Here is a 14,275-nt window from a genome sequence, read left to right as displayed (position 1 = left end):
TTGACTTGGAGCCGGCTCCAAGATATATAATGCAATTAAGTTTCCATTACAGGAGGTGCAGGATGATGACCGAGCAAACGTTCACGATCAAGCAAACCGCGGAGCTGACTGGACTTTCCGAGGACACGATCCGTTATTATGAAAAAATCAAGCTGCTCCCTCCGCCGGACAGAAAGGAAAACGGGCATCGCGTCTACCGCCGGAAGGATATTCATATGATCAAATTAATATCCTGCCTGAAAAAAACAGGAATTTCCCTGGAGGCCATGAGGCCGTTCCTGAAGGCATCCGGCAACCCTGATCCCGCCGAATATATTGAGCTGACCCAGACTTTAAAAAACCACCGTGAACAGATCGTCGAGCAAATCTCCTCACTTCAGCAGCTCGTTGATTTCATTGACGTTAGACTGGAAGATGGGTACCCGAGCGGGGAATATTCGGATCAAAACCCGGAGGACGGTGCAAAGCCCATTTCCGTTGAGGAGATGAGCTATTTTCCACAGCTGCGAAAACGGGCAAACCGCCGAATCCGATGAAACAAGCAGCGCTGCTTCATGAAGTGCCGCAAACACGCTTGATTCAAAAAACGGCAGCAGCCCAGGACCTTTTTTCTGTCCTAGACTGCCGCCGTTTTTTCGGTCTAAGTCCTGCCACACCGCCATGCTTGTTCCGATTAGCTTACGCTTAGCCGTTTGCCGGTTAAGGCAGACTGCCGGATCGTTTCCAGCAGCCGGTGCAGGCGGGCGGCTTCGTAAAAATCAGGGGCCTGAAACGTCCCTAGACGAATATCATCTGCCATGACCTGATGTGCCTTCATCACGTGATTCACGATGACTGAAGATTCTTCGGTCTCGTCGTACACCTTTTGAAACGCCACCTGATCTCCGTAACCCTCAATATGTCCTGACGGATACAGCGTCTGCTCGACCACCAGTCCACCAAACTGGACATGACCTTGGGACTGAGGCTGGGAAATGCGGATGACCCCTTTCTCCCCTTGAACTTCCAATTCAAATTTCGGATAGGTTCCGCCTTGAATATGGATTGATACCGACGCGCCGTTCTCGAGCGTGCCATGAACCATAATCTGGTCGGCTGTATCTTTGGGTACCTTCTCCCCGGTTCCCAGTACCTTGGCCTCCGAATAATTGCTGTTCATCGTTGCGTAGACTTCTTTCAGATCCCCCAGCACAAATCCAAACGCGTCGAGCGAGTGTCCCCCGTTAATCGCCAGCAGGGTCGCTCCATACTTCTCCTGAAGCAGATAAATGTTGTTCCGTTCCGTGTACCCTCCCTTACCCGGCGTAGACACCGACATGCTGGCGGATAACACCCGGCCGATGTCTCCTCGAGTGATGCGGTTTTTCGCATCCAGCAGCGCAGGCGACTGTCTGGCCTGGAGGCCAACGGCATGATGAATGCCTTGCTCGGAAGCCAGCTCCGCCAATTCCTCCGCCTCTTCTGGCGTGACGGTAAGCGGCCATTCGCTGTATACGTGTTTCCCCACGGCGATCGCTTCCTTGATCATTTCGTAATGATGGGGAACCTTCACACTGACGACCACTAAATCCACATTCCCGGACTGCACCAGTTCACGATAGTCGTCGAAAGCATGGGCGACGCCCAGTACATCCGCGCTTTCCCGGGCGCTAGCCATATTCGAGGTGGCAATGGCTGTAATTTCATGATTTGCGCTCCGGGTAAGAGCCGGAATGTGAGTTTTGCTGGCCCACTGATTGTTTAACGAGCCTCCGATGATCCCGGTGCGTATTTTTTCAGAACCCTTTATCTCCATTTCTCTTCTCCTCCTGGGTTTATGATTCTTTACGGTTCCAGTATACTGGGATTGGGATATCATGAATAATGCATGTTATCAATAGAGTCATCATCATTTTTGATACCTTGGAGGCCGATATGGATATCGATAATATGAAAGCCTTTGTCAGCGTTGCCGAGCTTAAAAGCCTGTCGGCCGCAGCCGTCAAACTGAACCATCTCCAGTCCAACATGACGGCCAAGATTAAAAAAATCGAAGCCCATTACGGACAGCAGCTTTTCATCCGGAGTGCCAAAGGCATGGAGCTGACGTCGGAGGGGCGGAAGCTCTACCGCCAATATAAAAAAATGCTTGTTTTATGGGAAGAAACCGAGCTGGATATGAGCTATAGGGAGATAAAGCTGCGGATCGGCACCATGCAGTCCGTCTTTGGCAAAGAGCTCACGGATGCACTGACCCGTTTATATGAAAATCACGCCGATCTGTCCGTCACGCTAAAGACCGGGACGACGCAGTCGATGGAGCACGAATTGCTCCAAGGAAACATCGATTTGGCCTTTACGATCGGCAGGACCGATTCGCCGCAGCTGAGTTACAAAAAACTTGGTACGGAGGAGATGGTGCTCATCGGCAAAAAGTTCGCCGGCGGACAAAGCCTGGAATGCGCCCTCCACGGGGAGAACTGGATCATTTTGACCCGGGACTGCCTGTACGCTGCGATTCTGGAGCGGCTTTACGCCGAGCTTGGCCTGGAAAAAGGAGAAAGCACCGAAGTGGGGATTCTGGACACTCTCCTTCAGCTGACCTCCCTTGGGATGGGCATCTCCTTGATTTCCAAAAACATCGTAATGCAGCACGGATTTTCGGCGTTTGCCCAGCTGCCCGAGCCGTTCCGCTATGTGGACAAATATTTGGTGACCCGAGCGGGATATGAGATGTCCCCGTTGGAAAAAAGCTTTGTGGAAACGAGCCATTTTTTATAAAGAAATGCCTTCGCTCTAAACTCATCGCAGACAGACTGCATTATCTAAAAAACCGGATCCCCTCTCATGCAGCTCTAGAGGAGACCCGGCTTTTGTTGTGCTTGCTAACGTCATTTATTCAGGCAAAGTAATAATGGAATCCGGTGCTTACAGCAGTCCCGAACCTTTAACCTGGTTGTAGAATTCCTGGAACTGCGGAATGTTGAACTGCTGGGCCGCGTCGGACAACGCCGTAGCCGGATCCGGATGAACCTCGACCATCACGCCGTCCGCGCCGGCGGCCAGAGCCGCTTTAGCACAAGGAGCCATGATGTCTTTGCGGCCGGTGGAATGGGTCACGTCGACCAGTACCGGCAGATGCGTTTCCTGCTTCAGAATCGGTACGGCCGAAATGTCGAGCGTGTTGCGGGTCGCTTTTTCGTACGTGCGGATGCCCCGCTCAATCAGCATGATCTGCGTGTTGCCCCGGGATAAAATGTACTCGGCCGCGTGCACGAATTCGTCGATGGTCGCTGCCAGCCCGCGCTTGAGCAGTATCGGTGTCCGGACGTCGCCAGCCGCCTTCAGCAGCTCGAAGTTCTGCATGTTTCTTGCCCCGATCTGGATGACGTCGATGTAATCGCACGCCAGCTCGATATGAGCCGGATCCACGATTTCGCTGATCGTCTTCAGCCCGAATTCGCTCGCCACTTCCTTCAGAATTTTCAGGCCTTCGATGCCAAGCCCCTGGAAATCATAAGGCGAAGTTCTCGGCTTGAAGGCGCCGCCGCGCATCACCGTGATGCCCGCTTCCTTCAAAGCGGCCGCCACGGTGCGGACCTGCTCATAGCTCTCAACCGAGCATGGCCCCGCGATCATGACCGGCTTGCCGCCGCCGATCGTCACATCGCCCAGCTGAATGACGGTATCCTCCGCCTTTTTCTTGCGGCTGACGAGCAGGTGCTTCTTATGATCGACCTGCTGCAGTGTCAGCGTCGCTTGAAAAATTTGCTTGAACAGATGCCGAACCGTCTCATGGTCGAACGGTCCTTCGTTGCTGGCCACGAGCTTCTCGAGCATTTCCTTTTCACGGACCGGATCAAACTTCGGCACGCCCTGTTTTTCCTTCTCTACACCAAGCTCCTGTGCGATCCGTGCCCGTTCGGACAGCAGCGACAGCAGCTGAAGATTCACCTCATCCAATTGATTGCGCAGTTCTTCCAAGCGCCCTTGACTCATCTCTCATCTCTCCTCACCTAGTGTTAAAAAAATATAAAATCAAACAAAAAAGACCCCTGTCCGCCAAGGGACGAGGAGTCGTGGTACCACCCTTATTAGACATGCACACGTGTAGGCTGCACATCTCACTTGAACCTTTTAACGCAAGGGAAACGGGTATTCCTACGTCCTGCATTCCTCATGCAGGGAATCAAAATACCGGCTCAGGAATGAACTTCGGCGGGCAGTGTCCCTCGGATGCTTCCAGTCTATCGGCATACCGTCCCTGGCAGGAGCTTTCTCCGCTTACTCTTTCCTTCACAGCTTGTGTCCTATGAATTAGCTCGAACTAAAATTTAAAAGCATTGTATTACAATCGGTGGAAGGGATGCAAGATCACAAGGTAACGCGTTAATGAGGTAAATTATTGAAAAATCCATGCCTTTCCTCATTTCAAATGATGCCGAATCCAGCTGAGAAGCCCCTCCTCCTTGGGCTGCCAGCCTAACAAATTCCGGGCATGAACCGAACGCACCCGGCTGTTGGAGGCAATAGCGAACCGCGCCCAGTCTCCCAGCTCCGCTATCGCCTCTTCCGCCGGCCAGCTGATTGTTTTGCCGCCGAAACCTAAAGCGTCACTCACCGCCCGGGCAATATCCCCGTAGGATTCTTCCCCGTCTGAAGCGTAGAAATAGGAGGCAGACGGAGCCTTTTCCAGAGCAAGCACATAGAGCTGCGCCAAATCGCTGATATGCACATTAGACCAACGGTTCACACCCTTGCCGACATGTACGCCCGCTCCCAATTCCCGGGATTTGCGGATGATTTGCGGCAGCTGATCACTTTCGACCGGGAGCCCAAGCGCCTCCCCATAAATCATGGACGGGACGATAACAATGCTTCTTACATCTTCATCTACGCCGGCCCGGCGAACCCGCTTGTTAATGTTCACACGGTCCGCCCGGATGTCCATCGGGACAAAGGGAGTTTCCTCATCGTAAATATGGCTGCTGAGATGATCTCCTCTGGCGTCGTCTCCCACCACACTGGAACCGGAGGTGTGAATGAACACCTTGCCCGTGCCGCGCAAAGACGCGATAAACGTCTCCACCGCAAAATGATGATCCGAGTCGGCCGTATGCACGACCGCATCGCTGGTTTGGGCATAGTCTGTCAGCAGCTGTGCGTCGTCCAGCGTGCCCAGCACCGGTTCAATACCGAGCTGCCGGAGTGGCTCCATCTTGTCCGGATTTCGGACCAAACCGTAGACGGTATGCCCTTGATCTACAAACGTCTTGCTTACGGATCCGCCTATATAACCAGATGCTCCTGTGATAAAAATCTTCATCAACTCTCCCCCATCTCTCTGGATTCCTTTTGCGAACCAGATCCTGCGAACGGCTGAACCCGGGCACGATCACAGTCCAGAATCCCCGTGCTATACGGTTGGTCGAGGATTCTTTATTCCATTGTAAACACGGACTTATCCAGAAAACAAATTATGAATTATCGAATAAATCATAAATTTATTTATCGATAGAAGAGGGAATATCCACTTGAAAGCAGCGCTCAAACAACTCCTTGCAGAAGGGACAGCGTTTCCAGGATGTGAGGCACATGTTTATGCTTTAGCTGGTAAGCCAAGAAAATGTCGTTGCTTACTTTCAATTCTTCCCACAGTATTCGATAGCCCGGTGATTCAGGCTCATGCGTTAGCATATACGTCGGCACCACACTGATTCCTGCTCCACTCGCGACCGCGCTCAGAATCATATGCAGATTGGGGATGACATGAATGGGTCGGATCAGTGGGCGTTTATGAAAATGCTCCCGCCAGATCCGGCGGATGATGGGCAGCTCCAGGCCGTAGCTGAGCCAGGGCTGCGCGGAAAGCCACCGTTCGGCTTCTTCCGGATTCCGCACTTCCGGAACGTCCAAGGCCGCTGGCGCAACGATGACAAATTCTTCGACCATGGATTTCGTAAATCCAATGCCTGGAATCGGGTATTTTTTTGGCGTGACGACAATATCCAGCTGTTCATCCTTCAACTGGTCCAACAGGACATCGGCTGTCCCGAAACGGGTGACCGTACAGGTAGGGAAATCTTGAAGTCTGGGAAGTATCTTTTCTTTAAAAAATTCATGGGCTGTCCCGATCTTCGTCACCGCCATCGAAGGCAAAGATGCCGATTTAAAATCATGTGTTGTCGATTCCAGCGATTCGATCAAGGGAGCAACCCGGGAATACAACTCTTTCCCCCGCTCGGTCGGCACGATTTTTCTGGACGTTCGAATAAACAATGCTTCGCCCACTTCCGCCTCCAGCGCGGCCAGATGCTGGCTCATCGCCGGCTGTGTCATGATGCGGCTCTTGGCGGCTTCCGACAGCGAAAGATGCTTATAAATCGCGCAGAAGCTGCGGTACCATTCAAAATCCACCAAATCCACAAGCCTCCTTTTGCTCCTTATTATTTGATTTCCGTCCGGCAAAGATTGCAGACGTCTCCTGCTTGCTGGCAAGTACAGCGGCAGTAATTACTTTTCCTAGGCCACGTCTACTCCGCAAAATATGCGGCCACGTGGTCCCTAAATTCGCACGCGGCGGCCGACAAATAGCGCTGCTCGCTCCATACGAGGTAATATTGGCGCCGGCACGCTTGATCGGACACGGGCACTAGAGTGACACCGGGTATTTCTTTATCTCCTTTTTTGCAGCCGGACAGCGCTACCCCGACGCCCGCGCGTACGAGGCTTAGGATCGCCGGCGGTTCGTCGACCCGGCAAATATACCGGGGAGCCGCTCCGGCCTGCTCAAAGAAGCCGTCATTGATTTGCTGGAAGACAAAGTCCTCCCGGTATCCGATAAACGGCTCCTCCGCCGCTTCTTTCAAAGTAACCTGACGGCGGCCGGCAAGCGGATGCGCCGAGGGCACGGCCAAGTACAATTCCTCGCTCAGCACCGCCTTATAGGCATATCCCGCTTGATCCAGCGGCAGCGGCGTAAAGCCGAGATCGGCCTCACCCGAGGTAAGAAATTCGCTCATCTGCTCAATGGGAGCCTGGGAAATTTGAAAGTTCACTTCGGGATGAGCCGATATAAATTCGGTGATCGGTCCCGTCATCCGCTCCAGCGTCGCCGTGACCAGACGGATGCTGCCGCGCTCCAGCCCGGCAAGATCTGCCACCTCCCGCTTGCCTTCCTCCAGCAGACGGAGCGCTTCCTCTGCTTTTGTCAGAAACGCCTTCCCATAGGAATTCAGCCGAATTCTACCCGCTTGCCTATCAAAAAGCGGAACGCCAATATCTTCCTCCAGCCGGGAAATCGTCTTACTGAGCGCCGGCTGGGCGATCCGCAGCTCCTGCGACGCCTTCGTCATATGTTCCAGCCTGGCGACCGTCCTGAAATATTGAAGCTGCAGCAGCTCCATAGCTCTCTCTCCTTTTTCTATATACTTGAATATATGGAGTCATAATTAAATATATATTTCCGTTTATCGCAGCCTGATTATAAAATAACGTGAAAAGGAAATCAATGGGATCTACAATTCAGGATATTCAAGGAGTGAGTCCAATGAAAGCCATAACGTTTAACCGCCTGGGTCCGCCGGACGTGCTGCAGCTGACCGAGCTGCCCGTTCCGTCCGCCGGGCCGGGAACCGTCCGGGTACGCGTCCAAACGGCAGGCGTCATGCCAATCGACGCCAAGGTCCGCAGCGGAAGCGTTCCATACGCGCAGTCCCACCCGTTTCCGATCATCCCCGGCAATGAATTTGCCGGGATCATCGACGAGGTGGGGGACGACGTCAGCGAATTCGTCCGCGGGGACGAAGTAATCGGCTTTACGATGTTTGGCGGATATGCCGAATATGTCGTCGTCAGCAGCGACCAATTGGTCCGCAAACCGGCGGGCATGCCTTGGGAGACCGCCGGAGGTTTTACCGGCAACGGACAGGGCGCCCATATGGGACTGGAAGCGATCCGGATTCAGCCGGGGGATACCGTGCTGATCCACGGGGCGGCCGGGGGGCTGGGCACCTTTGCCGTGCAGCTCGCGCTGGCCTGGGGCGCCGGCAGGGTGATCGGCACGGCCAGCGAGGCCAATCACGATCATCTCCAGCGTTTGGGCGCCATCCCGCTCGGCTACGGGGATGGGCTTGCCGCCCGCGTACGCGCCATCGCTCCCGCTGGAGTGGACGCCGCCTTGCATGCCGGCGGCGGGGATGACCTCGCCCTGCAGGCATCCGTGGACCTGGTCCAGGACCTCAGCCGAATTGTAGCGATGGTCCCCAGTGTTCGGGCCCAAACACTCGGCATACGGCAGCTGACCGGCACGCGCAGCAAAGAACGCCTTGCCGAGCTTGTCCGCATCTACAACGAAGGGAAAGTCGACATCCATATCCGCAAAGTGCTGCCGCTGGATCAGGCCCGGGAAGCCCACCGGGAGATCGAATCCGGCCATGGCCGCGGAAAGATCGTTCTCTCGGTCTAACTTACCTTCGAAATCAAAAAGGGTGCCATCAATCATTGGATTGATGGCACCCTTTTTCGCTGCGGGATGATTGGAATCATTATTGGTTTGCCCATGGGACTTTCATCAAGGCATCAGGACATCAAGGCATCAAGACACCGTCGGAGACTCCTTGCGGAAGCCGGTCTCGTCCGGCTTGCCCTGCTTCACGTCACGGCGCTTTGCGCCAATGATCCAGCGCGATCCCGGCAGATGCGACAGCGTGTAGCTGATGCCGAGCGAAGCGAGCACAGTCAGGCCGAAGGTCAGGAGCGTATAAGACACGTGGCTGCCGGCCAGATCCATCGGTCGCGTAAAAAAGGCAATCACGTAAATGATCAGGGCGTGCACAAGATAGCCGCCAAATGAATAGCGGCCGATCCAGGTCAGCAGCCGCAGGAAAGCCTGGCTTCGCCCCTGCATCATGATGAGCAGCCCGTACAGCAGGAGCATCTGCGCGACGATGATGACAAAGGTCGATGGCCGCAGGTAAGTGGATATATTTAAATTCACGACCTCGCCCGACCCCTGCAGCACGTCATAGCCCAGCTTGATGTACATCGCCAGGAACAGGAGTCCGGTCCAAGGCAGCAGCCGGGTGCACCACTTCCGCCAGTTGGAGACAGATGACGCGCATACCGCACCGGCCACAAAATAAAAACCGTACATCACAAACGAATAGCTGCGGTACTGCAGCAAAACGGACCAGGGTCCGCCAAGCCCTTCGGCCCAGCTCCCCATCCGGTAATAGGAGAGATACAGCAGAGCAGCGTAGATCATAAAAGAACCGCCCAGGATCGCGGACAGCACCCCTGCCCGCTTCTTCGCCTCCATAGGACCGATCACGCGCCGCGCCGCCCGGAACGCCCAGGCAAACAGCGGAAACAGCAGGTAGAACTGAAAGATCATCAGGATAAACCACAGCTGGTATCCCGTCTGAGGAACGAACATCTCTTTCAGCAGCGCTCCCCAGTCCTGTCCTCCTTTTTGCCAGAAGGATGGGGTAAATACGTGGACATACAGCCAATAAATCACCGTCCAGCACAGGAAAGGGACATACACATCCCCGAACCGTTTGCGGATAAACGGACCGTACCGAAACCGTTCACCATAGTTGTAGAACAGCAGCACGGCGGACAAAAATACAAAGGTCGGCGTTCCGAAACGGGTCAGGTGGTAGATCATCGTCAGCATGGTGGAATCCGCGGCCACAATGTCGGGCCTGTAAATGTACTCGGCAATGGAATGCTGCATCACGATCGCCAGAAAGGCGAGGCCACGCAGCTGCGTCCATTCTTCGATTCGCGGTTTGCCCATGAGCATGAGGTCCTCCTTCTTCTTGGTCAGGGCCAGTATACCCGGTCAATATTAAATGAACCTTAAAGCAGGCGGAATTAACAGATTTTAATTCATCCAAAAGGTCATTCTTTTTGCCCCGTACAGGTTCATGATTCTCCAGATTCTAATAGCCTCCCAATACATATAAAAAAAACCGGGAAGTCCATCTTCTGGACGTTCCCGGCACGAAGCGCCGTGTATAAAGAAATCGGCCCTATTCAAATGGCAAAGAAAGGATCCGCCGCCTGTTCGAAGCACCGATCAGGCTCCCTTGATGGCCGCACGCTCGGCAGCGGCGCTGCCGTGGCTGGCGGACAAGGATCGGGTCGCTGCGCTGACGATCAGGGAAAACACGATGTTGGCGAGCAGCGCCACGATCCTGCTCTACCGCCGTTATTCGATCTCGACGATGATCTCCACCTCGACCGGCGTATCAAACGGCAGCTCATTGGTCCCGATCGCGGAGCGCGCATGTTTACCCTTCTCCCCGAACACCTCAATCAGCAGATCCGACGCCCCGTTCAGCACGTAAGGCTGATCTTTAAATCCCGGAGCGCTTTGGATGAAGCCGAGCATCTTCACTACTTTCTTCACCCGGTCCAAGCTGCCCAGATGGGCCTGCAGCGACGATAAAATGTTCACGATGCACCGGCGCGCCGCCTCTTGCCCCTGTTCGATCGTCAGCTCTTCTCCAAGCTTGCCTTTTAAAATCAGCTCCCCGTTCTTGCGGCAATCATGACCCGAAGTGTACAGCAGATTTCCTACCTGGTTTACGGGAACGTACGAGAACTTCGGCTCGCCAACCGGCTCCAGCTCGATGTTCAGTTCTTTCAATCTCTCTTGAATACTCATCATCATTCCTCCTGTAATGGTTGTTGTTGAAGCAGCCGCATGGCGAGCTGCATGTACACCTTGGCTGCGTCCGTGATCTGACGGACAGGAACCCGCTCATCCTTCACATGGGCTTGGTCCAGCGACCCTGGTCCGAATATAACCGTCGGTATGCCCAAATCAACGGACAGAAACGGCGCCTCACAGGTCGCTTCGAAAATGCCGATGGCGGACGGGTTCCCGAGAACATCGCCGGTGACCTCCACCAGTGCCTGCACAAGCTCATGGTCCTGCGGAATGGTCGACGCCGGTATAAACAAGTAGTCGTCCACTTCGTAGGTGACTTCACCAGTTCCGGCACTTAAGCCTGCGCTTGAGCTTGTGCCTGCAGCTGCATTTAGCGCCTCTTTCAGCTGCTCCAGCACCTGCGCCGCCGTCTCGCCGGGGATAACCCGGCGGTCGACCTCGATCTCGCAGTGCTGCGGCACGATGTTCGGCGCCGTCCCGCCCTTGATCTGCGTGACGTTCAGCGTCGCGTATCCGAGGAGCGGATCGGCGCTCTCTTTGAGGCGGCTTCGAAGCGGCTCCATTGCCGAGATGAGCGCCGCCATCTTCGGAATGGCGTTGTCGGGCTCCAGCACCTTTGCCGCATGGCCAGCGACGCCCGCCGTGCGGATCCGGTAGCGGCCGACGCCTTTATGGGCGGTGCAGATGCCGAGCCCGGTCGGCTCGCCGATGACGGCGTAATCGGCGTGCACGCCGCTGCGCAAAAAGTGGCGCATGCCGACATTCTCCCGCTCTTCGTCCACGTTGAAGAGCAGGATCAGCTCCCCGGCGAACGGGCAGCCGCGCCGGTGCAGCAGGATGGCCGCGTACAGCATGGCCGCGACGCCCGACTTCATATCGGCCGCACCCCGGCCGATCAGCTCACCGCCCCGGATGACGGCGGCAAACGGGTCCTCGCTCCAGCCTTCCCCGGCCGGGACAACGTCGAGATGGCCGTTGTACAGGAGCGCCGGCCCATCCGCCGTGCCCTTCAACCGGGCGACCACATTCGGCCGCTGCGGCGCGGCCCACTGCAGCTCGGCTTCGATCCCCTCGTCCCGGAGGAGCTGCAAGACGTACCGGGCGGCCGCCTCTTCGCGCCCCGGCGGATTTTCGCTCGGGATGCAGATCAGTCCGCAGACGATATCCAGCAGCTCCTGCCCGTGAAATGAATCAAGGTCCTTTCCCATGAATCCCAGCCTCCTCCCTGTAGCGCTTAGCTGTTCTTGCCCCTTGCGTCGATCCGGATCTTCTCGACCGGCACTCCTCCGCGGAAGCCGACGATGTCATCGCACAGATTCGGAAGGACGCAGGCATGGTTCGGGATAATCGTCAGGTGCTGGCCGATGTGAAGCGATACGGAAGCCGGATCATAACTGAGGAACCCGTGCTCTTCATTCAGCTTGAAAATTTCGATGTCGGGATGCTCCACGATGTAGCCGAAACCTTTAGAGAACGGCATCGTGTCCGTGGTGAGCGTTTTGGATCCCGCGTCGATGATCGCCCGGCCAGGAGCCGGTACGCTGACGACCGTAGTGATCACTCGCAGCGCGCAATCGTCCACCGTGATCATACCCATCGACAATTGGCCCACGTCGTGGAATATGTAATTTCCGGCGCGGATCTCGGTTACCCCCTCTAGTTCCCCTGCGAACTTGGACGACAGCGACGAACCGCCGCTGACGACCGGAACGTCGATCCCCGCTTCCCTCAGCAGATCGGCGGTATTCTTCAGGGTAGCCGCCTCTTGTCGTGCCGTGCTGCGGATCTCTTCCCGGCTCTCTTCGCCGTAAATCTGCCCCGCGTAGGACAGCAGCCCAGTGATTTCGATCCCCGGCAGGCTTTGGATCCGCTGCGCAAATTGCAGCGTGTCCTCCCCCGGCTGCCGGCCGCAGCGCCCGATGCCTCCGTCAACCTCGATGTAGAGCGGTATGCGGCGGCCGAGACGCTCACCCACCTCCGACACGGCCGTGGCGCCTTCCACGCTGTCGGCGACTGTCGTTACTTTCACCTTTTGCGCCAGCTGATACAGCCGCTCTTGCTTGTCTTCGCCAATGATGGGAAAAGCGATCAAAATATCGTCGATCCCCGCTTCAGCCATCACTTCCGCTTCCCCCAGCTTGGCGCAGGTGATGCCGGTGCTTCCGGCCTCCAGCTGCTTGCGGGCAAAATAAACCGACTTGTGGGATTTGATGTGGGGACGGTGCCGGATTCCGGCCTTTCTCGCTTCCTCCGCCATGCTGCGGATGTTGCGTTCGGCAATGTCCAAATCGACGATGACGGCAGGCGTTGATACGGTTTGAACCATCTTGCTCCCTCCTTAAATGACACAGATCTGGGTCATGGGTATGCCCTTGTGATAGGCTCGCTGAGACAATCAAACTCCATAACTACAAAAAAATAATTAGGTCAAAAAAATATTTTTTTGATTGTTCACATTATGAATCCCTTCGCTGCGCATTGTCAATATAATTTCTATGATTCAGCACGAATCTGAATGCGCTTTCAATTCATCACTAAGAAAAGCCCGGAATACAGGCCTACTCTTATGCAGATCCGTTCCCCACTTATGTTCATGCAAATGCGTGGACTCCTTCTGCCCTTGTCTGTCACTTTGCTGTTCGAAAATCCATCCGGCCCTGGTCCGGCGGCTTCTCCTTGCTATACCCTGTTTTTCGGCATGCCTTTGTCCTGGTTTGCCCGAATTTCGTCGAGATAGTTATACAGCGTAAACTTGGAAATATCGAGGAACTGGCATACTTTATCTCCCGCCTTTTTCACGAGAAAAGCGCCGCGCATATCCAGAAACTGCACCGCCTTCACCTTGTCATCCTTGCTCATATGCGAGACCGGCTTGCCGATTTCCTTCTGGCATTCCTGCAGCAGGTAATCAAGCAGATCGTTCACGTCGTTGACGAATACCTCTTTCACTTCCTGATCGAGGCTGTGCATCGTCAGCGAGCGGATCGTATTCTCCGCCACGAGCAGATCGGATATATCCAGGTTCATGCAAAGCGCTCCGATCGTCTCACCCTTGCTGTTCTTGAAGTAGGTTGAGGAGGAACGCAATATTTTGCCGTCCTTCGTCTGGGTGATGTAGTTGTAGCGGTCTCCCTCCGTCACGGTTCCGCGCAGCACCTCCAGCCCAAGATTGCTGCCGCAGTCCCCGACCTTCCGCCCGGTAATGTGGCCATTCTCGATCGCCACGATCGTGCTTTCGTACCCTTGCGTCAAATCGTGAAGCACCACTTCGCATTTCTCCCCAAACTGGGCGGCGATGGCCCGGATAACAGGCAGCAGCACATTCAGCTCTTCCTTGATATGTTCCATAGATCCCACTCTCTTTAATCTGTCATCTAAAAATAATTTTGAACATCAAAAAAACTTTCATATACGTCTAGTTTCTTCAAAATCGTTCCTTTTGTCAAGGCATGACGGCAGATCCGCGGCAGGACTATACGAAAAATGATAAAAACAGAAGAAGCAGCACATCCTGCTGCCTCTTCTGGATTCGGATCTTAAATGCGGAGCCCGAACTGGTTCCCAACCGCATAAAATACGTTCGTCTCCGGCTGTACTCATAACCTCGGCCCCATA

General features: G+C 54.9%; 13 protein-coding genes. 3 read left to right on the top strand and 10 right to left on the bottom strand.

The genetic code is table 11. The annotated features are described in order from the left end of the window. Positions 1-62: 62 nt before the first annotated feature. Entirely contained in the window at positions 63-536 is a 474-nt protein-coding gene (locus tag MKY74_RS11205; protein WP_076170404.1) for a MerR family transcriptional regulator, read from the top strand. Positions 537-673: 137 nt separating this feature from the next. Here the strand turns inward: MKY74_RS11205 and MKY74_RS11200 are convergent, their stop codons facing one another. Continuing rightward, positions 674-1,795, bottom strand: a complete 1,122-nt coding sequence (locus MKY74_RS11200; protein ID WP_076170405.1) for a Gfo/Idh/MocA family protein — start codon at positions 1,793-1,795, stop codon at positions 674-676. 119 nt (positions 1,796-1,914) lie between these two features. On the opposite strand from MKY74_RS11200, the gene MKY74_RS11195 reads away from it, so the two are divergent. Next, entirely contained in the window at positions 1,915-2,760 is an 846-nt protein-coding gene (locus tag MKY74_RS11195) for a LysR family transcriptional regulator (RefSeq protein ID WP_076170800.1), read from the top strand. Positions 2,761-2,907: 147 nt separating this feature from the next. Here MKY74_RS11195 and MKY74_RS11190 read toward each other — a convergent pair whose 3' ends face one another. The 4 genes from MKY74_RS11190 to MKY74_RS11175 form a co-directional block, all read right to left on the bottom strand. Further along, a complete protein-coding gene (locus MKY74_RS11190) occupies positions 2,908-3,978 on the bottom strand; it encodes a bifunctional 3-deoxy-7-phosphoheptulonate synthase/chorismate mutase (protein WP_076170406.1) in 1,071 nt (356 codons plus the stop codon). A 427-nt stretch (positions 3,979-4,405) separates the two neighbouring features. Beyond that, complete coding sequence (locus MKY74_RS11185) at positions 4,406-5,305, bottom strand: NAD-dependent epimerase/dehydratase family protein (RefSeq protein WP_076170407.1); 900 nt, start codon at positions 5,303-5,305, stop codon at positions 4,406-4,408. A 221-nt stretch (positions 5,306-5,526) separates the two neighbouring features. Beyond that, the gene (locus tag MKY74_RS11180; protein WP_341013935.1) at positions 5,527-6,396 is read right to left on the bottom strand and encodes a LysR family transcriptional regulator; all 870 of its coding nucleotides are present in this window, start codon (positions 6,394-6,396) and stop codon (positions 5,527-5,529) included. 116 nt (positions 6,397-6,512) lie between these two features. Continuing rightward, positions 6,513-7,385, bottom strand: a complete 873-nt coding sequence (locus MKY74_RS11175; RefSeq protein ID WP_076170409.1) for a LysR family transcriptional regulator — start codon at positions 7,383-7,385, stop codon at positions 6,513-6,515. A gap of 143 nt (positions 7,386-7,528) precedes the next feature. Here MKY74_RS11175 and MKY74_RS11170 point away from each other — a divergent pair, with 143 nt between their 5' ends. Continuing rightward, entirely contained in the window at positions 7,529-8,446 is a 918-nt protein-coding gene (locus tag MKY74_RS11170; RefSeq protein ID WP_076170410.1) for an NADP-dependent oxidoreductase, read from the top strand. A 129-nt stretch (positions 8,447-8,575) separates the two neighbouring features. Here MKY74_RS11170 and MKY74_RS11165 read toward each other — a convergent pair whose 3' ends face one another. The 5 genes from MKY74_RS11165 to MKY74_RS11145 form a co-directional block, all read right to left on the bottom strand. Next, positions 8,576-9,781 (bottom strand): acyltransferase, encoded by a 1,206-nt coding sequence (locus MKY74_RS11165; protein WP_084203899.1) that lies wholly within the window; start codon positions 9,779-9,781, stop codon positions 8,576-8,578. A 414-nt stretch (positions 9,782-10,195) separates the two neighbouring features. Next, complete coding sequence (locus MKY74_RS11160) at positions 10,196-10,657, bottom strand: RidA family protein (protein ID WP_076170412.1); 462 nt, start codon at positions 10,655-10,657, stop codon at positions 10,196-10,198. Continuing rightward, positions 10,657-11,868: a M20 family metallopeptidase gene (locus MKY74_RS11155; RefSeq protein ID WP_076170413.1), complete on the bottom strand. Its 1,212-nt coding sequence runs from the start codon at positions 11,866-11,868 to the stop codon at positions 10,657-10,659. The genes MKY74_RS11160 and MKY74_RS11155 overlap by 1 nt, the downstream gene beginning before the upstream one ends. A gap of 26 nt (positions 11,869-11,894) precedes the next feature. Continuing rightward, positions 11,895-12,986 (bottom strand): alanine racemase, encoded by a 1,092-nt coding sequence (locus tag MKY74_RS11150; RefSeq protein WP_076170414.1) that lies wholly within the window; start codon positions 12,984-12,986, stop codon positions 11,895-11,897. Positions 12,987-13,339: 353 nt separating this feature from the next. Further along, on the bottom strand, positions 13,340-14,008 hold the full coding sequence (locus MKY74_RS11145; RefSeq protein ID WP_076170415.1) for a helix-turn-helix transcriptional regulator: 669 nt from the start codon (positions 14,006-14,008) through the stop codon (positions 13,340-13,342). Positions 14,009-14,275 lie beyond the last annotated feature (267 nt).

Source organism: Paenibacillus sp. FSL R5-0378 (genome assembly GCF_038009285.1).
GTDB lineage: Bacteria > Bacillota > Bacilli > Paenibacillales > Paenibacillaceae > Paenibacillus_AQ > Paenibacillus_AQ favisporus.
This window is presented reverse-complemented; position numbering and strand designations above follow the sequence as displayed.